Genomic DNA, 23,453 nt, shown 5'->3' on the forward strand with positions numbered 1-23,453 from the left:
AGTGACCCCCACGTTGCGGAAGTGAAAGTCCGCTTCATGACGCTGCTGACCTTCATCGTTACCGGCGAGCGTTTGCATACCAACTTAGGCCGATAACAGACGTCGCTCAACAGCCAGTGTAAGAGGGAAATTGTCTTGAGGGCAAGTGACGTTTTTATTCAGTTAGTGAAGATTTTGTTCAGCCAGTGATGGCTTTTTTCATTTTTCACACCGGCGCCGCTGCGCCTGTCCTTGCGGCCCGCGGCCGGCGGCCTCGACATTGGCTTCATCAAACGCCGAGGCCGCAGCGTGACGCGCTGCTGTTCCTGCCACTGACCCCTTTCTTTCTTTGATCCAACGCCATGCGCCTGTGGATCGGCCTGTATTTGCTCCAGTTACCGCTCGATGTCTTCAGCTCGAACTGGTCAACTGACCTGGGGGGCGTGCTCGAGGGGGAACGGGTGCTGGTCGCTTCGCTCCACGCGCGCCGCCAGGATCGGCATGGGCCTCGGCGACGTGCTGACGCTCATGCGCGAGGAGCGCGTCGTCGAGCGCTCCTCCGAGCGCGAGGCAGAAGCCCTGAACGCGGTGGCGATGGGGCTGATGCAGTACACGCCGTAGGTGGCGCAGGCTGCGGAATCGACCTTGTCGATCGACGTCGGCGCCAACCCGCGCCCGTTCGGTGGCGTCCGGACCTTGTGTCGGCGCGTGCGCGCCAGCCTGCGCGCGCTCGGCTCTTCACGCTACCTCAGCTGCGCACCTACCGCGCGCGGTACTTGGATCCCGGCGCGCAAACGCGTCGGCCGCGTACCCACCCATCGCGTCTCTCGGATGGCGTCCACTGCCTCACACCAAAACTTTTCAGATCGACGATACTACGGCAATGTAGGATGGAGGCAGAACCTGGACTCCAGAAGGCATCAGGCACAGTCCTCCGCTGGAGGCTGAGCGAAGATGTCATGATTGACACACCGTATTATTCACTGATGCAACTTGAACTCCTAGATAAGCCGGATGGGCGTACGTCAATTTTGCTGCCGTCGGGCTACGTCCTTGATTTGCTGGCTCCAGACGCCACTGGTTTGCCGATTACTGACATCGCATTGTGTCTTGCCTCGCAACCCCGGTGGGGTGGTGCTGCAAGACCGTGGTATTCGGTTGCCGAACATTCAGTTATGGTGTCGCGTCTCGTACCAGAGCCTCTGGCATATGCAGCTCTCATGCATGACTGTGAAGAGTTTCTCGGGGATTGGCCATCGCCTGTAAAGGTAATGTTAGGTCGTGAGTACGTTAAATCACACATCAAACCTGTAAAGGACGCACTGCGCCGCCGATTTGGTTTTGATGACGAAAGTCCTATAATAAAACACGCTGACCTCATAAGTATGGCCACCGAGCTGCGAGATTTGCTTCCGCCAGCGTGGGTTGATTGGGGGCACCTTCCGGCAGCTCATGCCGCCAGAATTGTACCAGTGGGCCCGGACCGCGCCTATAGCTTGTTCCTTGAGCGTTTTGATGAGCTGAAGCATTTAGCACAAACCCATCACCCTTGAAAAATAACCAAGCACGGTTGAAAAATAACTAAGCTGCACGGCTGGGAGTTCAACGACTCCCACTTCTGCATCGAAAGGTGAGTTAGCATTGCATATTCCTCCGAACTCACATTCTCAGCAAGGCTTTCGCAGTCACTCGAAAGTGCGCCAAAGAAAGCTCTGGCGCAAAAAGTCTACTTATAGCGTTCCTTGCTTATTCCCGATCAAGCCTCTCCACAATTTTCGAGATGGCCGTCATGAAGCCGGGACTAAATATAGTTAGAGGGCCTTTTGTTACTGCCCCGCTGTCCGCGTCCCCTACCCAACCGTTCCTTCGCATCGTCTCGGCGCTAATCGCATTCCTCAACGCGAAGATTTCTTGTTCTAAAAGAAAGTCGATTGGCCCATGTGTCTCGACTGTAAAGACTGCCTCGTCTCGCTTTCCTGAAAGATTGATCACGACTTTTTCTTTAGCGGCGACTTTCAACACCTGATTCTCGTTACGAAGCTTTTTGTTCTCTGATATGTACTTTTGGACAAGAATGCGCGCTACTGAATCGCTGATTAGCGACAATACGTCATTTTCAAGATTGGTAGGCCGCTGCGCGGGCGGGGCATGCCCCCCTGCATTTGCAAACTTTTGCCAGGTATCGATAAGTGTACGGTAAACCGCGCCAGTCGCATTGCGGATGGGCTGTGCTTTAGGGCCGCCGCGCCCACCAGATAATGTACCAATCATACTGTAACTGTAGTCGTAGCTCTTGCGCTCGAACTGTTCCTTGCAAACTTGATTGATAATGTCTAGCGAGTCTCTTGTGCGCTGTGACTTTGCTCCGGCCTGTAACCGCTGCAAAACCTGCTCTGGATCGAGAATAGTATCATTTCCCATTATTTCTCCACGCGCATCATCGCAATTCGGGGCGGCTGAAGAGGCGGTGGAGTCTCCTTAAGAGTGGTAGCATCTATCTTGCTTCGTTTAATATTAGTCAAATTCAGCCGATTTCCAGCTGACGCCAAGTTAATGATCTCGTTGCTCGCCCCGAATAAGCCAAGAGCAGAGAGTCGCTCTGCGCCTTCGATAAACGGGACAGCTTTTCCGATGCTTCCCGCATATGCCTGGAGCAGACTGGTCATATGGAGGATAACTGACGGCAACTCCTTTTCACTTAGCTTGAAAAACAGGGGTTCCTTATCGTTCATTATCAACATCCGATCGAACGCGTTGCCTGCTTTGAGCACGGCTTTTTGAGCGTCTTCGTCGACGTAGATGGTAGAGCCAACGGCCGTGGTCAAAATCTGCTCTAGTTCCGAGCATTCGCTAACGTTGATTTTTACCTCATCCATGCCTCCGACTGCGAGAAGGACGACATCGCTATTCGGATCAGCGGCGGCATCGATAATATGTTTGCACCGTACAATTAGTTTCATCGTTGCCAGCGAATCCTCAGCGATTTTTTCGTTTCCGTCATATATGACACTTAATGAGTGACGAAGCTGTTCCAATCTAGCATGGTGTTCGAACACCTTGTTGAGTCTCTGGCATTCGAGCATAGCTGACTCGAGGGCCGTAATCTCAGAGGAAGTCTCTAAATAGCGATGGCCGGAATCTCCAAGATTAAAATGGAGAAGGTTCCAATGATGCACGAGAGCCTGAAGGAATGCTGGGCCAGTCATAAACCACCTGCAACGTACACAGTTTTTTTGTTGAGGGTAACCGGGAGTGGCACCGTATGACACGACCCCTGTATCCTCATCAATGATCTTGCCGCCACTGGCGCACCCCATTCCACCTTTCGCACATAAGCCAAGATTTGTCCTTATTAACGACGTGCCCCCTTGGCTGAACGCATCTTTTATAGCTTGGGTTACTGAAACATCAACGGTCGCAGAGTTTACCTCAAGTTGTTTGAGACTTGCGTCCTTCACCCACCTAATCCAGCTCTTTTGTTCTGCAGTCTCATCCTTAATCCGCTCGGATGCACATTCCATGACGTCGCTAACATAGGAGATGCCAGACTTTTTATAGTACAAGGTCATCAAAATACGCGCATGTCCAGCAATGCACTCAGATAGAATCTGCATCTCAACGCCGCCCTCGGTCGCTAGATGTGTAATGAGTGATACGCGAAGGGAGTGTAAGGAATATAAACCACAGTTCCTCCCTCCGTCTTCCTCGTAAACAAATTGTAATCGTGCGCCGTCGACAGTTGTATGTCCGTTTCTAGCACAAATTACTTCTAACTCTTCTAAGACCTTGATCCATAAAACAACTAACTTGCCGTTTGCGATCGGCCAAGTTCTTTCATTTTGCGCAGCGCACGGATCGCGGAATAAAAAGCACATGCTTCCCATCTGCTGCTTTTGCAATTCCGTTTTGGTTCCAAGCACTTTTTCTGGTAGCGCCGTGCATGGGACCAGGGCGCTAATTGGGTTGTATTTTCTTTGCCAATCTCGCAGTCGCTCGCACCAGTACAAAACTTTACCGTGTTGCCACGGTACTACGTAGCCACGATCCCATTGCTCCTGACCTCTGTCTTGAGTTTTGTTTGTGTTTATAAACAGGCCCGCGAACACTTTGCCTGAAACGCTGTCGGGCATGCGACGAAACACACCCGCATGCCGCTCGATGTTCCCGATATTACAAGCCAGTGTAGAGTTGCTCTTGCGAAACTGTCCTGCCCGATAGATTAACTCATCCCTCCCGTTCCTCCCGCATGTGCTTCCCTCATACCACCACGAGTCTGCCTCACCGCTGTCCAGCATCCTTACCTGATAAGTACGAAGAGGGAGTTCAAGTTTAAGCAACATAGCAATGGTGCGCCCGGGATACCAAATTTCGTAAACCTGCTTAGATTTGGTGATTTGTTTGCGTGATCCTTTAGCGAATATTGTACGGATTCGCCAAACACAATCAGGATCATCCTTGTCGATTTTTTCGGGATCGACCTGAAACCAGTCGGCAGCCGGAAAGGATCTTTGTGCCCATTTCAAATCACCGAAGTTTTTTGCTCCACTTGGGCATATTAGTTCGCGCACGTATCGTATGTACCGGCTAGGCAGGACCTCCTTATTCGAATGCGCACCTTGGCCTTTCGCAGCTGGGATGTCGGCGCCTTGATCAGCAAGGAAATTTCGAAAGTCTCCCGATACTACCCGTCGACCAAAATCGTCTTCGGCGGAGTAGTAAGTCTCCAAAACGTAGTCGATGAATTCAATTGCTTTGGAGAAATGGGCGCGCGCGTGCCTGGAGCCGACCGTACTCAGGGCTGTTTCGCGGTATGACGGAACTGGATTATTACGTTGCCATTCAGCTGAAAGCAAAGTCGATGGATCTGAGGGGAGATGCTCAGCCGATACGTAGTCAATGAAAATTTCCCTGATCGCAGTCTGTGCAGCGCCTAAATTTGCCGTGGTAGAAGCCAGCCAGTTGACGGCGTACACCCTCCACTGTTCAAAGTTGGGATTGACGCGAATGAGATAAGTTAGCTCAGGATCCTGCAACGCGCCAACCCGAACCCTGCGGTTAACAGGATTCTTGGAGCGACTCGTGGCAGTCCCAGATTTGATACTAACAAAGTTATTCTTGTATTGCGCCTTCCGTATCCGGTGCCCATGGTTATCGATTTCGACAAAGTCGTTGCCACGGTCAAGTACGTACTCGATGAACGCGTTAATTGCGACACATTCTTTTTTGCTCGCAGCCGTTCCACGCTCTTTTGTGGAAAATTTAAAAAAGTCGGGTGGGGAATATCCGTTGGTTAGGAAGGCCTGTGGGGTAAGTTTTACGTTCCCAGCCAGCAGATAGCGGGCGAAGAAAGTGTGTAAGGCGAGATGTAGACTTTTTCGATGTTCTGGTTGGAAGTTTAGATGGCCGATTACTAGTTCGCGCCACTGCCCGAGTTCCGGGTGGAGCGCTAGCCATAAAAAACCGGTTTTGTCATTGGTTGGGGCGAAACTCCACAGTTCCATGGCGAAACGGTACTTCCGCCAACACTCGATTTCTTCGATGAGGGCTTTCGCTTCTCCCAAATCGGTGATCTTGAGGACGCCTACAACCTCTGGAACGGTTGGGATCCTTTTTAAGTTTTCAAAAAGTCGATCGCATGCGGCAACTACTTGGGCCGGCACCTGCTGGGTCCAGCTCTGGCGCCACAGCTGCATCGAACTAGTTACCCGGTTATTTTTTGCGCTTAATGACTTGCCAGGGCCAAGAAATTCTTTCATTCCCTCCGCTTGAATCATCTCGTAACTTGGCAATAGATTAGTGCGCTGGAAACAATTTTCGATATAGTCGACCGTTTCCTTTCGGTCTTGCTCTCTTAGTATCTGAGGAGGTGTTCTCGTATAGCCGTTCGCGAACTCGGCCCAAGCCTCGATCAAGGCGCGATTTGTGGGACGATAGATTGACCTATCTTGAAAAGTTGGCCCTCCTAGAGGTCCGGAGATCGCACCAAGACCGCGCATTGAAAAATCTCGGCTACCGGTCTCAAACTGTTTCGTACAGACGGTATGCAAAATCTTGAGGCGTTCTATTGCTTTTAATATAACGGGATCTTTTGAATTTCGGTTCGCTAGCATCCTATTGACGAGGTCCTCTAGCGTTTTGTCTGGATGTATGGAGGGTACTGCTTTACTACTGTCGAGTGATCTCTTTGTAACACTGTCCTTTTTTACGGATGTGTTCTTGTCCCGCGTCGTTCCACCCGCAAATAGCGCCCACGCTTTTATTAACTCACGATGGCGCGGCTTATATATTGATTGATCTGTAAGGATAGGTCCGCCACACGAGTTGCAGTGGTGCGAGACGTTCCGTTTTGAGAAGTCTTTTGACCCAGCTTCGAACAGTTCTCGACAGACCGAATGGAGGATTTCGAGCCAGTTTATAGCCCGTACGGCAAATTGACTTGATCGGTTGTTATTTCTCTTAATTTTCCCCAGCAAACCTTCGAAAATCACATCGGGGTGAGTAATCTCAGCAAGGGGAGTAGAATCGCTGCGTTGTTTAGTCAAACCGTTTTCCTCTATTTCTACGTTGTGGCGCACTCCATATATGGGTGCGGCTACGATCTTCCGAGCCTGTCCAGATGTCAATCAGATTTGTCTGACGGTTCAGTGCCTGGTCGTCGTTAGCGCCCGCGCTTTCTTCGTGCAGAATTCTTCGCGTTGCGGCGTCCAGCGATTCAGTAACCTGTTCCACCGTTGGTACTCTGTACACGTCTTGTGATAGCAAAGAGCTATGCCCAAACATTTCTTGCGCATCGTATTTATCGATGCCGGCCTTGTTTGCACGTATACCAACGCTGTGCCTGCCTCCGTGTGGAGTAGTGCCATGGAGTTTGCCATGGGGCAGTCCGATCCGTGTTACTGCTCGCTTCCAGGTCGCGCAAAATGCGCCAATAGTATATGGCTCCCCTTTGTGCTTTCCTTTGTGTGACACGAACGCAAACGGGTGCCGCGCGCTATCGATGCCGAGTCGCGCGCGCTGCTCCATGTAATTATGGTAAGCGTATAGGAATGCTTCAGCCATATCAGTGGGCAGCCAGTGAACATGCAGAAACTGTGCTTTCTCGTCTGTAAACGCGCGGCCTTTGAACCCGGCGTGGTAATTGCCGTGAGCTGTCGTGCGAGGCGCATATCGCGGATGAAATATCTGAAGGTACGCTTGGCGGTTAGCAGCCCTACGGCCGTTTACCTTAGGATTTTCCGGTGCCTGTCCTTCCACAGGATGATAAATTCGAACTAGAGCTTCTCCTGGCCGCGTGGGATTTTCCATTACGTCTCCAGTCCATAGTTGGAATGGTTCTGATAGCCTCCTGGCGCCGTATACGAGCAATAAAGCGATGCAGATGCCGCGCCAGTCAAATTTTTCAAGGATATCCTCTTCATCTGTCTTGCCATGTCGAACGAAGCCATCGCGGAATAAAGCGGTTTCAAAATCTGGTGGAAACGCCTTAGCAGCGCTAGCCTTGCCCAGCGGCTGTCGCCGTAATTTCATACTTCTTGCTTGTCCCAGACTTGCGGATTTCTTAGTGGTCAGCCTAAGATGGCCTAAGAATGAAAACTGATTTTGACGATACCATGCAATCCAGTTAAACCGCTGCGCGGAAGTAGTTGCATCAGTCCAGGGATTTAATGAAAGTGGAATATAGTTCTTTATTACCATCCAATCCGAGAATTCTTCGAGCATACGTAGCTTTGGGTTTACCGTTTTGGCGCTAGACGGAAACCAGCATAGCAAGCTCGGATCGTTCTCTGTCTCATCGAATGTTCCGTTATAGAGCGAGTTGACAAATCCCCCGAAAAGATCAGTCGGCTTTAGAATTTTCCCATTTGCATCGATATAATCGATGAGCTGCCCGACAATTTCACAAAGCTTCACCATCCATGACTGACTGCGTTCGTGATGACGCGATAGGAAATAGAAAAGCAAGGGCTCTAGTACATTTACCTTTTCTGCAGTAAGCATGACGATCACCGGTAGACGGACGAAGCCCCCAGTAACGTCCAGCTTCACTTTGACCCAGATACGCGCATGCTTCAAACTTGCCCCCAACTAAGGATTGATAAAACTGACGTCGGCCGATGACGGTGATCCATTGCTCAGCCGGTTGTGCACGGCCGTACTTGGACCTCGCGCTGGAGACGGTGTTGCCAATATGCAATGCTTAGCTACAGTGGGCGCCTACGTGACGTGGTAGCGAGATAAGTTCGTAGCACGCTACGAGGTCGCCGCCGCGATGCCGGGTGTCAACGATTGTTATTGTTACTTTTATTTCAGTCGAGAACAATGCCGGGCGGGAAAAAACTGTCTGAGCGGGCAGGGGTATGAGCCAGTGTCAATGACGAAGAGCTGGAATTGTTATAGATGAGTTTGGGCCCATAACAGCGGCCAGGCCGAGTGGCCGCCCCAGCGATAGGTGCGGGCCAGGCCGAGCGCCAGGTCGGCGTCGTCCCAGTCGAAGGGTGTCGGGTCGAGCAGGTCGAGGCGGCGACCGGAGGGCATGCGGACCCAGGCGCGGGTTCGGTCTGGCGTGGAGGGGATGGACATGTGGCGATTTTACACACCGGCCCGTCCATTCTCCGCATAATTGATGCAGGCGAACGCAGGCCCTGCGCGCCCGCGTAAAGTGGATCGGATGCGCTGGAGGCCATGATGGAGGGGCGATGGGAGCGGACACGACGATCGATTGCGACTTGCTGGTGGTCGGCGGCGGCATCAATGGCGCCGGCATCGCGCGCGATGCGGCCGGGCGCGGGCTGACGGTGGTGCTGTGCGAAAAGGACGACCTGGGCGCGCATACCTCGTCCGCCTCCAGCAAGCTGATCCATGGCGGGTTGCGCTACCTCGAATACCGCGAATTCGGCCTGGTGCGCAAGGCGCTGGCCGAGCGCGAGACCCTGCTCAGGAGCGCTCCGCACATCATGCGTCCTTTGCGCTTCGTGATGCCGCACGTTCCCGGGCAGCGGCCGGCCTGGCTGATCCGCGCCGGCCTGTTCCTCTACGACCGCCTGGCGCCGCGCGCCTTCCTGCCCGCGTCGAGCGCGATCGAGCTGGCCGGCCACCGCGCCGGCGCGCCGCTCAAGCCCGAGTATACGCGCGCTTTCGCTTATTCCGACGGCTGGGTCGACGATGCGCGGCTGGTGGTGCTCAACGCCCTCGATGCGCACGAGCGCGGCGCGCGGGTGCTGACCCATGCGACCTGCGACGAGGTGGTGCGGCGCGCCGCACACTGGGAAGCGAACATCGTCCACGATGGCGTGCCCCTGACCGTGCGGGCGCGCGGCCTGGTCAACGCCGCCGGCCCGTGGGCGGCCCGCTTCGCCGGGCGCGCCAACCGGGAGGCGCCGCATCGCGCGCTGCGCCTGATCAAGGGCAGTCACATCGTCGTGCCGCGCCTGTTCGAGCACAGTTGCGCCTACCTGTTCCAGCATGCGGACGGGCGGGTCGTGTTCGCGATCCCCTACGAAGAAGCGTTCACCCTGGTCGGCACCACCGACGTCGACTTCGCGGGCGATCCCGGCGCGGCCGCGATCGACGAGGGCGAGACGCGCTACCTGTGCGCGCTGGCCAACCGCTACTTCAAGCGTCAGCTGGCGCCGGCCGACGTGGTGTGGAGTTATTCGGGCGTGCGTCCGCTGCTGGAAGACGATGCCGGCAATCCGGCGGCGATCACGCGCGACTACTTTCTGGAACACGACGCCGGCGGCCCGCCGCTGCTCTCGGTCTTCGGCGGCAAGATCACCACCTACCGCAAGTTGGCCGAGGAAGCGGTCGACTGGATCGCGCCGCTGCTCGGCAAGACGCCGACGGGAGCGTGGACGGCGCAGGCCGTGCTGCCGGGCGGTGACCTGTTCGGGCCGCAACCCGACAGCCGCGGCGTGCTGGAGTTCGACCGCTGGGTGGCGGCGCTGCAGCGGCGCCATGCCTGGCTGCCCAAGCCGCTGGCGCTGCGCTATGCGCGCGCCTATGGCACGCGGGTGGACATCCTGCTGGGGGCCAGCCGGTCGCTGGCCGACCTGGGCAACGAGGTGGCGCCGGGGCTGTACGAGGCCGAGCTGCGCTACCTGATGCGGCACGAGTGGGCCCGCGGCGCGGCCGACGTGCTGTGGCGCCGCACCAAGCTGGGCCTGCACCTGCGGCCGGGTGTGGCGGGCAGGATCGATGCGTGGATGGCCGCGGAACGGTCGGCCACCGCCATCGTGTAAGGCTCAGCGTACCCGCTTGTACCAGGCCCCATCCTCGAACAGGGGCTGGTAGTCTGCCGCTCCCGCATCGCCCGGCGCCAGCTCGCGGTCGATCCCGAGCACCCCGAACAAGGCCAGGCTGTCCCTGAACAGGCGCAGCACGCGCTGGCGCAGCACCGGGCCGAAGTCGGGCAGGGCGCGGCAGCAGACGATTGCGTGGAACTCGTTGAACGAGCCGTCCGTCACCAGGCAGTACTGCAGCCAGGTGATGCGCTCGCGCAGCCGCGGCAAGAGGCGCGCGCGGCCATCGCTGACCTCGAAGTAATCGGCCAGCCGGCCCGTGCCTCCGCTGGCCTCGTAGCCGCGCTGGGCCTCTACCAGCATCGTTGCCGGCAAGGTCGCTTCACGCGCCTCGAACAGGAGTTCGTCGCTGGACAGGGTCGCGAACACCTCGGTGCGTCCGTACAGCTTTTCCTCGGCCAGCAGCACGGCCAGGGTCCAGGCTTCGCCCACGCCGGCCACCTCGGGCAGCCAGACCTTGGGCAGCGCGGTCGGACGCAGGCTGTCGGCCAGCGCACTGCGCTGGCGCCGCGCCCAGTCGGGACGGTCGAACAGCGCCGCCGGCTGCACCGCCAGCGCGCGTACCACGCCCAGCGCCGCGCCGGGCGCATGCAGCACCTGCTCCTGCAGCCGCGTCAGGTTCGGCAGGGCGTGCAGGCGCGCCAGGTCCTGCAGCCGGCGGCGCAGGATGGCGCGCTCGTGGCTGCGGTAGTCGAAGCCGAAACGTTGGTACAGCGCTTCGAGCAGCAGCTCGATCTCGAGCTCCGCCAGGCCGGTATCGACCGGCACACCAGTCAATGCGTTCACTGGTGCCTCAGTGCAGCCAAACCCGCATCATCGACAGCAGCTGCGCCACGTCGACCGGCTTGGTGATGTAGTCCGAGGCGCCGGCCGCGATGCACTTGTCGCGGTCGCCCTTCATCGCTTTCGCGGTCAGGGTGATGATCGGCAGCGAGCGGAATTTCGGGATGCGACGGATCGCCCGCATCGTGTCGTAGCCGTCCATCTCGGGCATCATGATGTCCATCAGGACGATCTCGATGCCGGGATCCTTCTCCAGCACCTCGATGCCGTCGCGGCCGTTCTCGGCGAACAGCACCTGCATCTGCTGGCGCTCCAGCAGCGTCGACAGGGCGAAGATATTCCGCAGGTCATCGTCGACGATCAGCACCTTGCGGCCGGCCAGGCCCGAGTCGAGGGCGTGAATTTCCTCAAGCATGCGCCGTTGGGTCTCGGGCAGGCTGGCCTGCGAACGGTGCAGGAACAGCGCCGTCTCGTCCAGCAGGCGCTCGGGCGAGCGCGCATCCTTGATCACGATGGTCTTGGCGAAGCGCTTGAGCTTCGTGACTTCCTTGCGGTTCAGCTCCTGGGCGGTATAGATCACGATCGGCAGGTCGCGCAGGCGTTCGTTGCGGCCGATCTGGTCGAGCAGGTCGAAGCCCGAGATGTCGGGCAGGGTCAGGTCCAGCACCATGCAATCGAAGTGCGAGGATTGCAGCGCCTCGAGCGCGGCCGCGCCGTTGTCGACGGTGACCATATGGATGTCGTTATTGCCGATCAGGGACACGATCGAATCGCGCTGGGCCGGGTCGTCCTCGACCACCAGCAGGCTGCGCTTGCCGCCCATCAGGAATTTCTGGATGCGCTTGAATTCTTCCTTCAGCTGATCGCGCTCGACTGGCTTGTTGATGTACGAGATCGCGCCCTGGCGCAGCGCGCGCTCGCGTTCGCGCAGCGAAGACATCACGTGCACCGGGATATGGCGCGTGCTCGGGTCGCGCTTCAGGCGGTCGAGCACCGTGAAGCCGTCGATGTCGGGCAGGTCGATGTCGAGCAGGATGGCCGACGGCAGGTAGTCGCGCGCCAGCGACAAGGTGGAATCCCCGCGGTGGGTCACAATCGCCTTGAAATTCTTCTCGCGGGCGAATTCGAGCACCACCTTGGCGAAGCGCTCGTCATCCTCGACGATCAGCACCGACGGGTCGCCCGGCGTCACCAGTCCGCGGTCGTCCAGCACGCTGGCGTATTCGACCACGGCGCCGCTCGGGTCGAGCAGGTCGGTCGTCAGGTCGAGCGTCGCCGTTTCGCTGTTCTCCTGCAGCACCGGCACCAGCGGGGCAGGGACCATCTGCGGCGGCAGCAGGCGCGCCGGCTGTGGCTGGCGCGCCTGTTCATAGTTGATGAAGCCGGCGCGGTTGTATGGCAGGTACAGCGTAAACACCGAGCCGACGTTGACCGTCGATTCGACGCGAATCTCACCGCCCAGCAGGCGCGCCAGTTCGCGCGAGATCGACAGGCCGAGACCCGTGCCGCCATACTTGCGGGCGGTCGAGCCGTCGGCCTGCTGGAAGGCCTCGAAGATCAGCTGCAGCTTGTCGGCCGGGATACCCACGCCGGTGTCGTAGACCGAGAACGCCAGCACCGCGTCCGCGTGCTCCAGGTTCGGGTGGTCGGCGGTCCAGCCGCTGGTCACCAGGCTGATGCCCAGCGAGACCTGGCCGTGGCTGGTGAACTTGAAGGCATTCGATAGCAGGTTTTTCAAGACCTGCTGCAGGCGCGTGGTGTCGGTCATCACGGCGGTCGGCAGGTTCTCGGCCAGGTCGACCTGGAAGCCCAGGTGCTTGGCCTCGGCCATGTGCCTGAAGGTGCGGTCGACGTAGTTGCGCAGGTTAGAGAAGCGGTATTCCGACACGTCCAGGGTGACGGTGCCCGACTCGATCTTGGACAGGTCGAGAATGTCGTTAATCAGGGTCAGCAAGTCCGAACCCGAGCCGTAGATGGTCTTCGCGAACTCCACCTGTTTACCGGACAGGTTGCCTTCCGGGTTATCGGACAGTTGCTGGGCCAGGATCAGCAGCGAATTCAATGGCGTGCGCAGCTCGTGCGACATATTGGCCAGGAATTCGGACTTGTACTTCGAGGACAGCGCCAGCTGGGTCGCTTTTTCTTCCAGCGCCAGCTTGGCCTGCTCGACCTCGCGGTTCTTGCGCTCCACCTCGATATTCTGCTCGGACAGCAGGCGCGCCTTCTCGCCCAGTTCCTGGTTGGTTTGCTGCAGTTCCTGCGCCAGCGACTGCGACTGGGTCAGCAGCGACTCGGTGCGGCTATTGGCCTCGATCGTGTTCAGGACCACGCCGATCGATTCCATCAGCTGGTCGAGGAAGGACAGGTGGGTTTCGGTGAAGCGGTCGAGCGAGGCGATCTCGATGACGGCCTTGACCTGCTGCTCGAACAGGATCGGCAGCACCACGATATTGTTCGGCGGCGCCGAACCCAGGCCAGAGGACACCACGATGTAGTCGCGCGGCACGTCGGTCAGCCAGATGCGGGTCTTCTCCAGCGCGCACTGGCCCACCAGGCCTTCGCCCGGCAGGAAGGAGGTCGGCAGTTTGCGGCTCGAGCGGTAGCCGTAGCTCGCGATCATGCGCAGGCGGGCGTCGCTCTCTTGCGAGTCCATCATATAGAACACGCCATGGTGGGCCGAGACCAGCGGCGCCAGTTCCGACAGAATCAGCTTGGTCACCGCCTGCAGGTCGCGCTGGCCCTGCAGCAATCGCGTGAAGCGCGCCAGATTGGTTTTCAACCAGTCTTGCTGCGCATTCTTCTGCGTGGTTTCCTTCAGGTTGCGGATCATCTCGTTGATGTTGTCCTTCAGGTAGGACACCTCGCCGCGCGCTTCCACCTGAATGGAGCGCGACAGGTCGCCCCGCGTCACCGCGGTCGCCACTTCGCCGATCGCGCGCATCTGGTTAGTGAGGTTGGCCGCCAGCTGGTTGACGTTTTCCGTCAAGTCCTTCCAGGTGCCGGCCACGCCCGACACGTTGGCCTGGCCACCGAGTTTGCCTTCGGTGCCGACCTCGCGCGCCACCCGGGTCACCTCGGACGCGAACGAGGACAGCTGGTCCACCATGACGTTGATGGTGTCCTTCAGCTCGAGAATCTCGCCCTTCACGTCCACCGTGATCTTCTTGGACAGGTCGCCGCGGGCCACGGCGGTGGTCACCGCCGCGATATTGCGCACCTGGCCGGTCAGGTTCGATGCCATGAAGTTGACGTTGTCGGTCAAGTCCTTCCAGGTGCCGCCCACGCCCGGCACATAGGCCTGGCCGCCGAGCTTACCCTCGGTGCCGACCTCGCGCGCCACGCGCGTCACTTCCGACGCGAACGAGGACAGCTGGTCGACCATCACGTTAATCGTGTTCTTCAGTTCCTGGATCTCGCCCTTGACGTCCACCGTGATCTTCTTGGACAGGTCGCCGTTCGCCACCGCGGTGGTCACTTCCGCGATATTACGCACCTGGGCAGTCAGGTTGCCCGCCATCGAGTTCACGCCGTCGGTCAAGTCCTTCCAGGTGCCGGCCACGCCCGGCACGTTCGCCTGGCCGCCCAGCTTACCTTCGGTGCCGACCTCGCGCGCCACGCGCGTGACTTCGGAGGCGAAGGAGTTCAGCTGGTCGACCATCACGTTGATGGTGTTCTTCAGCTCGAGAATCTCGCCTTTCACGTCCACCGTGATCTTCTTGGACAGGTCGCCGTTCGCCACCGCAGTGGTCACGTCGGCGATGTTGCGCACCTGGCCGGTCAGGTTGCCCGCCATCGAGTTGANTCCTGGATCTCGCCCTTGACGTCCACCGTGATCTTCTTGGACAGGTCGCCGTTCGCCACCGCAGTGGTCACGTCGGCGATGTTGCGCACCTGGCCGGTCAGGTTGCCCGCCATCGAGTTGACCGAGTCGGTCAAGTCCTTCCAGGTGCCGGCCACGCCTTTCACCACCGCCTGGCCGCCGAGCTTGCCTTCGGTGCCGACCTCGCGCGCCACCCGGGTTACCTCGGAGGCGAACGAGGACAACTGGTCGACCATCACGTTGATGGTGTTCTTCAGCTCGAGAATTTCGCCCTTCACGTCCACCGTGATCTTCTTGGACAAGTCGCCATTCGCCACCGCGGTCGTCACCGCCGCGATATTACGCACCTGGCCCGTCAGGTTCGACGCCATGAAGTTGACGTTGTCGGTCAAGTCCTTCCAGGTGCCGGCCACGCCAGGCACATAGGCCTGGCCGCCGAGTTTACCTTCGGTGCCGACCTCGCGCGCCACCCGCGTCACTTCGGAGGCAAAGGAGCGCAGCTGGTCCACCATGACGTTGATGGTGTCCTTCAGTTGCAGGATCTCGCCGCGCACGTCCACCGTGATCTTCTTGGACAAGTCGCCGTTGGCCACCGCCGTGGTCACCTCGGCGATGTTACGCACCTGCGAGGTCAGGTTGCCCGCCATCGAGTTGACCGAGTCGGTCAAGTCCTTCCAGGTGCCGGCCACGCCCTTGACCTGCGCCTGGCCACCCAGCTTGCCTTCGGTGCCGACCTCGCGCGCCACGCGCGTGACTTCGGACGAGAAGGACGACAGCTGCTCGACCATGGTGTTGGCCGTCATCGCCGCGCGCAGGTACTGGCCCTTAAGCGGGTGGCCGTCGACTTCGAGGGCCATGGTCTGGGACAGGTCGCCTTTCGCCACCGCGCCGATCACGCGCGCCATTTCGGTGGTGGGGCGCACCAGGTCGTCGATCAGGGTGTTGACCGAGCTGATCATGGTGCTCCAGCCGCCCACCACGCCCGGCAGGTCGGCGCGCTGGGTCAGGTGGCCTTCGCGGCCGACCACCCGCGAGACTTCCGTGACGGTCTCGACCATCTTCTGCTTGGTCTCGATGATGTCGTTCAGGGTATCGGCGATCTTGCCGGACACGCCGGTCCAGTCGTCAGGCATGCGTACCGAGAAATCGCCTTTTTTCAAGGCCATCAATGTGGTGAGCAGCAGCTTGACGTCCAACTGCTCGCCCATATCGGTCATGGTATTCATCGCCTGGATCCTCGTCCTGAAAGGAAGTCTGTGGTTAGCCGTTGGGGCCGGCAAAAAGTGTCGTTTTTACACACATGCAAGATACAATTCTATAGATCTAAGTCAAGCTATAAAACGGTATCTCGTCTAGCAAATACTTGCAATTCTGAAATTTGTTACAGGTAATTCGGCGGAGGGTAGCTGATTCCCCTATGGGAGGGCGCACGATTGCAACTTTGTTGTGGTTTATGCACGACAACATGCAAGCTAGATAAAAGTAAATATCTTGATTGTTAATTTCTGTGAATTTGTGAACGGGGTGAACCATCTAGCATAGGGGTGTTACATCAAACTTTGCCCCCATGATTGATACCGCCTTATTACTTGATCTGATGCAGGCCAAGGATGCTTCCCACTGGAGCGCGTCCTTGTTCACCATTGCGCGGGGGCTGGGCTTCGACCAGGTACTGTTTGGCGTCGTCAATTCGCGCCATACCCGTTTCGAGTCGGCCTTCTTGCGCAGTAATTATTCCGAGAACTGGCGCGAGCGCTACGACCGCAACGGCTTCGCCTACGTCGATCCGACCGTCGCCCATTGCCTGTCGAGCACGACGCCCATCGTGTGGCAGCCCGGCACCTTCGCCTCCAGCTCCCAGCAGGCCGAGTTATACGAAGAAGCGAGCGCCCATGGCATCCGCAGCGGTGCGACCCTGCCGATCCACGGGCCGCAGGGCGAATTCGGGGTGATCAGTTTCGCGTCCGACGCGCGGCCCGATGCCGCCGCACAGCGCGCGATGAACGAGGCGCTGCCGATGCTGTCGCTGGTGCGCGACTATGCGTTCGCGTCGTCCGGGCGTTTCCGCGAGGAGGCGGCGCGGCCGGACGAGGCGCCGCGGCTGACGCGGCGCGAGCTGGAAGTGTTGCAGTGGGTGATGGCGGGCAAGTCGTCATGGGAAGTCGCGCGCATCACGGGCTGCTCCGAAGCCACCGTTAATTTTCACCTGGCGAATGTGCGTCAAAAATTTGACGTCAACACTCGCCAGCAGGCGGTGGTCAAGGCCATCGCCCTGGGGCTCATCACCCCTGAAGATCACCATCGCTGAGCTTACCGTTCATGTACATGCGCAGAAGAATCGACACGGGCGCCGGGATCGCGAGGCCGGTTTCAAAGCGGCTGCCGCTGGACTGGGTGACGCCGAAGCGGCCCCAGAATTTTTCCTGGCTTTCGCGCTTGGTGATGCGCAGCCGACGCAGTTCGTGCGGCGCCAGGCGTACCGCGCCGGCGGCGTGGACCAGCTGGTTGGCCTGCAGTTCGGCTGCCAGTGCGTCGCACATCAGATCGTTTGCCATGGTGGTTCCTTTCGGGGTGATGAATCAAATAATTCAGAAACTGCGTCGTTTCCAAAAGTATTGCACCGCCGATATTGCTCGCCACCTATCAATGCTGATAGTACCCAGCTTACCCGATTTGCATGACGCTTTAATGCGTAGTGCATATTACTTGAACCGATTTTCTCAACGAGGAGGGGGTTGGCAATGAGCATGCAAATCACGATCGCGCCACGGCGCGCATTCGCATCCAAAGAGCTGTGGGAAATGCATACCTTGCGCGCGAAGGTGTTCCGCGGGCGGCTGGGCTGGGAAGTGCCTGTGCTGTCCGGCATGGAGATCGACGGCTACGACGCGCTCGAGCCGCGCTACATGCTGATGCGCGACGGCGAGACGCTGCGCGGCTGCTGGCGCCTGCTGCCGACCGAAGGGCCGTATATGCTCAAGGATTCCTTCCCCCAGCTGCTCGACGGCCAGGAGCCGCCCAGCGACCCGCACATCTGGGAGCTGTCGCGCTTCGCGATCGAGACCGAGGGCGCCGGCAGCTACGGCTTCTCGGAGATGACGATGGAATCGATCGAGGCCATCATCCGTCACGCCCACGAGCGCGGCCTGTCGCGCTACGTCACCGTCACCACCACCGCGATCGAGCGCATGCTGCGCCGGGCCGGCGTGGTCACCAACCGCATCGGGGCGCCGCAGGCGGTCGGGATCGAGACCGCGGTCGCGCTCTACGTGGAGATCGAGCCGACCTGGGAAGCGCTGTTCGCCAGGCGGCTCGCGTCCTGAGCCGGGTGCGCGCGCAGTTGCCGCAGCAGGAAGGTATAGGTCAGCGCCACCATGCGCGCGGTCTGTGCGTTGTCGGCGGCGCCGGCATGGCCGCCCTCGGTGTTTTCCCAGTACAGCACGTCGTGTCCCTGGTCCAGCATGCGCGCCGCCATCTTGCGCGCATGCGCCGGATGGACGCGGTCGTCGCGGGTCGAGGTGGTGAACAGCACGCGCGGGTAGCGCTCGCCGGGCCGCACATTGTGGTACGGCGAGTAGCGCGCCAGGTAAGCCCAGTCGTCGGCATCGTCCGGATCGCCGTATTCGCCCATCCACGAAGCGCCGGCCAGCAGCAGGTGGTAGCGCCGCATGTCCAGCAGCGGCACCTGGCATACCACGGCGCCGAACAGGTCGGGACGCTGGGTCAGCGCCGCGCCGACCAGCAGGCCGCCATTGCTGCCGCCCATGATGCCCAGCTGTTGCGCCGTGGTGAGGCCGCGCGCCACCAGGTCCTGGCCGACGGAGATGAAGTCGTCGAATGCGCGCTGGCGGTGCTGGCGCAGGGCCGCCTGGTGCCAGCGCGGGCCGAACTCGCCGCCGCCGCGGATATTAGCCAGCACATAGGTGCCGCCTTGTTCGAGCCAGGCGGCGCCGGTCATGCCGCTGTAGAAGGGCTTGAGCGAGACCTCGAAGCCGCCGTAGCCGTACAGCAGGGTTGGATTGGGTGTGCCGGCGGCGCGGTTGCGGCGGGTGACGACGAAGTAGGGCACGAGGGTGCCGTCGCCCGAGGTCGCCGTGTGCTGGCTCACCTCATACGGTTCGGCCTCGAAGAAGGCCGGCATCGCCTTGAGCGGTTCGCGGTCGTCGCTGCCGGCCTGCATCAGATACAACGTGGTCGGATGCAGGAAATCGGTCACGGTCAGGAAGTAGTCATCCGAGTGGTCCGAGTCCAGGGCCGACACGCCCAGCGAACCGATGCCGGGCACGGCGACCTCGCGCCGCACCCACTGTCCATCGTCATGGCGCAGTTCGACGATGCGGTTCTTGACGTTGTCGAGCACCGTCAGCAGCAGGCAGCTTCTGGTGGCCGCCACGCCGTCCAGCGAGGTCGATGGGGTCGGCGTGAACAGCACCTCGAAGGCGCGGCCGCCTGCCACGAAGGCGTCGAAGCCGGTCGCCAGCAGGGCGCCCTGGGGATAGGTCACGCCGTCGATCGTCCAGTCCGAGCGCAGCTCGATCACGAGCTGGTCGCGCAGGGCGAAGGCGCTGGCGTCGACCGGCTTGTCGATCCTCTGCAGATGGTCGCCGCGGCGCCAGAACAGCTCACTGGTATAGAAATCGATCTGGCGCAGCACGAAGGCGCGCTCCCAGCCGGGGCTGTTGTCCTGGTAGCCGGACGCCGCCATGTCGCTCGCGGCCGCCTCGTACACGGTGGTGGCCGCCGCCAGCGGCGTGCCGCGCTTCCACTCCTTGACGATGCGCGGGTAGCCCGACTCGCTCAGGCTGCCGGGGCCGAAGTCGGTGCCGACGAACAGGGTGTCGCGGTCGATCCAGGACACGTCGCTCTTGGCCTCGGGCAGCGTGAAGCCGTCGGCCACGAAGCCGGGCAGCGCCAGGTCGAATTCGCGCACCACCTTGGCGTCGCCGCCGCCGCGCGACAGCGAGATCAGACAACGATCGGCCTGCGGTTCGAGCCAGGATACGCCGGCCCAGACCCAGTTTTCATTTTCCGTGCGCGCCAGCGCATCGAGGTCGAGCACCGTCTCCCAGCCGGGCGACGGCTTGCGGTATTCGGCCAGCGTGGTGCGGCGCCAGATGCCGCGCACGTGGGTCGCGTCGCGCCAGAAGTTGTAGCACCAGCCGCCATGCACGCCCACATAGGGAATCTTGTCGCTCGAATCGAGAATGCCCTTCAGGCGTTCGCGCAGCGGCGCGAAGCGCGGATCGGCTTCCAGCTCGGCTTCGGCGGCCGCGTTGCGGGCCTCGACCCAGGCGCGCGATTCGTCGGTGTCGATCTGTTCCAGCCACAGCCAGGGATCGTCGTGGTGTTGCATGCTGTCCTCATCGGTATCACGCCAGCGTGGCGCGCCGATATACTAGCAATTTTGCGTAGCGGCCACCGTCCGCCAGGGGAAGCATGAAGCGCTTGACCATGCCAGGAATCGACGCCATCAAAGCGGCTTGCGCGCGCCTGGGCCGGCCGTTCGTGCTGTGGGGCGGCGGCCTCGCGCTGTCGCTGGCGGTCGGCCTGCTGCTGCACGCGGTCGCCAGCGCCGCCATCGAGGACGCGGCCCGGGGGCGCTTCGAACATGCGGCGCAGGCGGCGCGCGAGAGGATCGACGCCGCGCTCGCCTCGTATGGCCAGGCGGCGCGCGCGCTGGCGGCGCTGCATGCAGCCGGCGGCGGCGACGCCGTGCCCGACCGCGCCGCTTTCCACCGCTACGTGGCCGCGCTCGACCTGCCATCCAACTTCCCGGCGATCGAGGGCGTGAGCTACGCCGCCCATGTGCGCGAAAGCGAGCGCGAGGCCTTCATTGCCACGATGCGCGCCGACCGCAGCGTCGATGCGCGCGGCTATCCCGATTTCACGATTTTCCCGGCCGGGGGCCGTCCCTGGTACGAGGTGATCGCCTACCAGTTCCCGATCGACCTGCCGAGCCGCCGGCTCGGCTTCGACATGGCGGCCAGGCCGGCCGTCGCCCGCGCGCTGGAGGGGGCGCGCGACAGCGGCGGCATGAGCGCCTCGGGCCAGCCGGTCTTCCTGCGCGAACCCAAACCCCATTACGCGCTCGGGATGCGCATGCCGGTCTATCGCGGCGGCGTAACGCCGCTGGGCGTCGAGGCGCGCCGCGCCGCCTATCTCGGCTCCTTCGGGATCGCGTTCTCGGTGCCGGACCTGGTCGAGAACGCGCTGGCCGCCCCTGGCGCCCAGCCGCTCGCGGTCAGCATCTATGGCGTCGGCACGGCTGGCGGAGCGGGCGACCTCCTGCTGCACGGCGCCGACGTGCGGCGCACGCCGCCGACGCAAGGGGAGCACTTCGCCCGGGCGCTGGACGTGGACTTCGCGGGCAGCCGCTGGCTGGCGCATTTCTCGGCCCCCAGGCGCGCGATGCTGACCGGGCTCGATCCCTGGCTGCCGATGGCGGCGCTGGCCTTCGGCTTCGGCGCGACCCTGCTGGTCTATGGCCTGTTCCTGGCCCAGTACCGCTCGCGGCGCGCCGCCGACGAGCAGCGCCTGCTGCTCGACACGGTGCTGGACAACCTGGACGCCGAGGTCTACCTGAAGGACGGGCTGCGCCGCATCCGCTACCTCAATGCCAAGGGCGCCGCGAGCCTGGGGCGGCCGGCGGCGGAGCTGATCGGCCGGCGCGACGTCGAGGCCATGGGCCGCGCCCTGGCCGATGCCGCCTGGGAGCTCGACCGCGCGGTGCTGCACGACGGCCGCCGCAGCAGCGCCCAGGTGGCGCAGTCGGCGCCGGGCGGCGCGCCGCGCCAGTTGTGGACGGTGCGCCTGCCGATGCAGGTCGACGAGGAAGCGGCCGTGCTGTGCGTGGCGACCGACGTCACCGAGCTGCACCGCCTGAAGGCGCGCGCCGACGCCGCCAGCAAGGCCAAGAGCGACTTCCTGTCGAATATGAGCCACGAGATCCGCACCCCGATGAACAGCATCATCGGCATGACCCACCTGGCGCTGCAAGCCGCGCCCGACGCGCGCCAGCGCGACTACCTCGAAAAGATCTACCACTCGGGTCAGCACCTGCTTGGCATCATCAACGACATCCTCGATTTCTCCAAGATCGAGGCCGGCATGCTGGAACTGTCGCGGGTGTGCTTCATGCTCGACGCCCTGATGCGCAATGTCGAGGCGCAGCTGGGCACCGCAGCCGTGGCCAAGGGCCTGGGCTTCGACATCGAGATCGATCCGGTGCTGATGCGGCCCCTGTGCGGCGACTCGCTGCGGCTGGAGCAGGTGCTGCTCAATTTCGCCGGCAACGCCGTCAAGTTTTCCGAGCGCGGCCGGATCACGTTGCGCGCGCGCCTGGCGCGCGCCTTCGGACCCGAAGTGCTGGTGCGCTTCGAAGTCGAAGACCGCGGCATCGGCATCGACGCGGCCGCGCTGCCCCACCTGTTTTCGCCGTTCCAGCAGGCCGACCAGTCGGCCACGCGGCGCCACGGCGGCACCGGCCTGGGCCTGGCGATCAGCCGCCAGTTGGCCGAGCTGATGGGCGGCGAGGTCGGGGTGGTCAGTACGCTGGGCGAGGGCAGCACTTTCTGGTTCACGGCGCGCCTGGCCCTGGACGATGCCGGCGGCGGGCGTTCGGGGAATATGCTCGGCGCCGGCCTGGGCGCCGCGCCGGCCCCGGCCCAGGCGCGCCTGGACGACTGCGCGGTGCTGCTGGTCGAGGACAATGCCTTCAACCAGCAGGTGGCGCGTGAGCTGCTGGAGCAGTCCGGCGCCGCGGTTGAGGTCGCGAACAACGGCCAGGAAGCGCTGGCGGCGATGGTGGATAAACACTTCGACTGCGTGCTGATGGACGTGCAGATGCCGGTGATGGACGGGCTGGAAGCGACCCGCCGCATCCGCCGCGATCCGGCCTTGCGCGACACCCTGGTGGTGGCGATGACGGCCAATGCCGGCGTCGACGACCGCGCGCGCTGCCTGGCCGCGGGCATGAACGAATTCCTGGCCAAGCCGGTGGTGCCGGAACTGCTGGCCGCCACCATCGCGCGCTGCCTTGGTCGGACCACGGCGCCGGTGGCCGACGTTGCCATGGCGGGGGCAATGCAGCGGACACCGGGATCGTCCGCCGGCGCGGGGCAGGCAGAAGTGCTCGACCTGGCCAGCCTGGCCAGCACGGCCGGCGGCGACACCGAACGGATGCGTAAATATGTCTTCCTGTTCCTCGATACCGCGCGCGAGAACCTCGCCGGGATCGACACCGCCCTGGCCGGCGGCGACCTGACCCATACCGCGAGCCTGGCGCACCAGCTCAAGTCGGCCGCGCGCGCGATCGGCGCCGCCAGCTTCGGCGCCATCTGCGAAGACCTCGAGGCGCAGCCGAAGCGGGCGCCGCGCCTGGGCGCGGCCGGCACCGCCCAGGCCCGGGCGCTGGCGGCGCGCCTGCGCGCACTATTGATCAGGATCGAGCGCGAAGTGTCGACCCAGTTCGGCAGCCGGGACGGCGAAGTGCGCTGAGCGCGGAAAGCACCGCTGTCAAGCCTACCGCCGGTGCGCCAAACACGGTATGCTGTTGGCCCGACCGTTCGAGCCAC

13 protein-coding genes and 1 pseudogene are annotated in these 23,453 nt (G+C 61.3%); 5 read left to right on the forward strand and 9 right to left on the reverse strand.

Annotated elements, in window-relative coordinates; translation table 11 throughout:
- The first annotated feature begins 938 nt into the window (after positions 1-938).
- Positions 939-1,532, forward strand: coding sequence for a hydrolase (locus tag FVD38_RS17215; protein WP_229493751.1), 594 nt, complete (start codon positions 939-941; stop codon positions 1,530-1,532).
- A gap of 193 nt (positions 1,533-1,725) precedes the next feature.
- On the opposite strand, the gene gmtX is transcribed toward FVD38_RS17215, so the two are convergent.
- The 4 genes and pseudogenes from gmtX to FVD38_RS17235 all read right to left on the reverse strand — a co-directional run.
- Positions 1,726-2,400, reverse strand: a complete 675-nt coding sequence (gene gmtX, locus FVD38_RS17220) for a gamma-mobile-trio protein GmtX (protein WP_147935947.1) — start codon at positions 2,398-2,400, stop codon at positions 1,726-1,728.
- The gene (gene gmtZ, locus FVD38_RS17225; RefSeq protein ID WP_147935948.1) at positions 2,400-6,521 is read right to left on the reverse strand and encodes a gamma-mobile-trio integrase GmtZ; all 4,122 of its coding nucleotides are present in this window, start codon (positions 6,519-6,521) and stop codon (positions 2,400-2,402) included. The genes gmtX and gmtZ overlap by 1 nt, the downstream gene beginning before the upstream one ends.
- Entirely contained in the window at positions 6,514-8,052 is a 1,539-nt protein-coding gene (gmtY, locus tag FVD38_RS17230; RefSeq protein ID WP_147935949.1) for a gamma-mobile-trio recombinase GmtY, read from the reverse strand. Before gmtY ends, gmtZ begins: the two co-directional genes overlap by 8 nt.
- 342 nt (positions 8,053-8,394) lie before the next feature.
- Positions 8,395-8,514 (reverse strand): annotated as a pseudogene (locus FVD38_RS17235) (phosphohydrolase); the annotation flags it as partial.
- Between the two features lie 161 nt (positions 8,515-8,675).
- On the opposite strand from FVD38_RS17235, the gene glpD reads away from it, so the two are divergent.
- Positions 8,676-10,217: a glycerol-3-phosphate dehydrogenase gene (gene glpD / locus FVD38_RS17240; protein ID WP_147935950.1), complete on the forward strand. Its 1,542-nt coding sequence runs from the start codon at positions 8,676-8,678 to the stop codon at positions 10,215-10,217.
- A gap of 3 nt (positions 10,218-10,220) precedes the next feature.
- Here glpD and FVD38_RS17245 read toward each other — a convergent pair whose 3' ends face one another.
- Genes FVD38_RS17245 through FVD38_RS27230 form a run of 3 tightly spaced genes read right to left on the reverse strand, consistent with a single transcriptional unit; the run spans position 10,221 to position 16,106 of the window.
- Positions 10,221-11,063 carry a protein-glutamate O-methyltransferase CheR gene (locus tag FVD38_RS17245; protein WP_147935951.1) on the reverse strand — a complete coding sequence of 281 codons (843 nt, stop codon included), beginning with the start codon at positions 11,061-11,063 and terminating at the stop codon, positions 10,221-10,223.
- Between the two features lie 7 nt (positions 11,064-11,070).
- A complete protein-coding gene (locus FVD38_RS17250; RefSeq protein ID WP_370660646.1) occupies positions 11,071-14,853 on the reverse strand; it encodes a hybrid sensor histidine kinase/response regulator in 3,783 nt (1,260 codons plus the stop codon).
- Positions 14,838-16,106 carry a HAMP domain-containing protein gene (locus FVD38_RS27230; RefSeq protein WP_370660647.1) on the reverse strand — a complete coding sequence of 423 codons (1,269 nt, stop codon included), beginning with the start codon at positions 16,104-16,106 and terminating at the stop codon, positions 14,838-14,840. Before FVD38_RS27230 ends, FVD38_RS17250 begins: the two co-directional genes overlap by 16 nt.
- 341 nt (positions 16,107-16,447) lie before the next feature.
- Here FVD38_RS27230 and FVD38_RS17255 point away from each other — a divergent pair, with 341 nt between their 5' ends.
- A complete protein-coding gene (locus FVD38_RS17255; RefSeq protein WP_221176232.1) occupies positions 16,448-17,188 on the forward strand; it encodes a helix-turn-helix transcriptional regulator in 741 nt (246 codons plus the stop codon).
- Here FVD38_RS17255 and FVD38_RS17260 read toward each other — a convergent pair.
- A complete protein-coding gene (locus tag FVD38_RS17260; RefSeq protein ID WP_123072342.1) occupies positions 17,163-17,435 on the reverse strand; it encodes a helix-turn-helix domain-containing protein in 273 nt (90 codons plus the stop codon). The genes FVD38_RS17255 and FVD38_RS17260 overlap by 26 nt on opposite strands.
- Positions 17,436-17,621: 186 nt before the next feature.
- Here FVD38_RS17260 and FVD38_RS17265 point away from each other — a divergent pair, with 186 nt between their 5' ends.
- Positions 17,622-18,203, forward strand: coding sequence for an acyl-homoserine-lactone synthase (locus tag FVD38_RS17265; protein WP_147935952.1), 582 nt, complete (start codon positions 17,622-17,624; stop codon positions 18,201-18,203).
- Here the strand turns inward: FVD38_RS17265 and FVD38_RS17270 are convergent.
- Positions 18,146-20,233 (reverse strand): prolyl oligopeptidase family serine peptidase, encoded by a 2,088-nt coding sequence (locus FVD38_RS17270; protein WP_147935953.1) that lies wholly within the window; start codon positions 20,231-20,233, stop codon positions 18,146-18,148. The genes FVD38_RS17265 and FVD38_RS17270 overlap by 58 nt on opposite strands.
- 83 nt (positions 20,234-20,316) lie before the next feature.
- Here FVD38_RS17270 and FVD38_RS17275 point away from each other — a divergent pair, with 83 nt between their 5' ends.
- Positions 20,317-23,376 (forward strand): CHASE domain-containing hybrid sensor histidine kinase/response regulator family protein, encoded by a 3,060-nt coding sequence (locus tag FVD38_RS17275; RefSeq protein ID WP_229493752.1) that lies wholly within the window; start codon positions 20,317-20,319, stop codon positions 23,374-23,376.
- Positions 23,377-23,453: the final 77 nt, after the last annotated feature.

The organism is Massilia arenae (assembly GCF_008014745.1).
In the GTDB taxonomy this organism is placed as follows: domain Bacteria; phylum Pseudomonadota; class Gammaproteobacteria; order Burkholderiales; family Burkholderiaceae_D; genus Telluria; species Telluria arenae.

Excerpts from the sequence above, each read along its gene's own strand:
- gmtX (WP_147935947.1), bottom strand. The coding sequence starts at position 2,400 with ATGGGAAATGATACTATTCTCGATCCAGAGCAGGTTTTGCAGCGGTTA.
- FVD38_RS17215 (WP_229493751.1), top strand. The coding sequence starts at position 939 with ATGATTGACACACCGTATTATTCACTGATGCAACTTGAACTCCTAGAT.
- FVD38_RS17260 (WP_123072342.1), bottom strand. The coding sequence starts at position 17,435 with ATGGCAAACGATCTGATGTGCGACGCACTGGCAGCCGAACTGCAGGCC.
- FVD38_RS17250 (WP_370660646.1), bottom strand. The coding sequence starts at position 14,853 with ATGGCGGGCAACCTGACCGGCCAGGTGCGCAACATCGCCGACGTGACC.
- FVD38_RS17255 (WP_221176232.1), top strand. The coding sequence starts at position 16,448 with ATGATTGATACCGCCTTATTACTTGATCTGATGCAGGCCAAGGATGCT.
- glpD (WP_147935950.1), top strand. The coding sequence starts at position 8,676 with ATGGGAGCGGACACGACGATCGATTGCGACTTGCTGGTGGTCGGCGGC.
- FVD38_RS17275 (WP_229493752.1), top strand. The coding sequence starts at position 20,317 with ATGAAGCGCTTGACCATGCCAGGAATCGACGCCATCAAAGCGGCTTGC.
- FVD38_RS17265 (WP_147935952.1), top strand. The coding sequence starts at position 17,622 with ATGAGCATGCAAATCACGATCGCGCCACGGCGCGCATTCGCATCCAAA.
- FVD38_RS17270 (WP_147935953.1), bottom strand. The coding sequence starts at position 20,233 with ATGCAACACCACGACGATCCCTGGCTGTGGCTGGAACAGATCGACACC.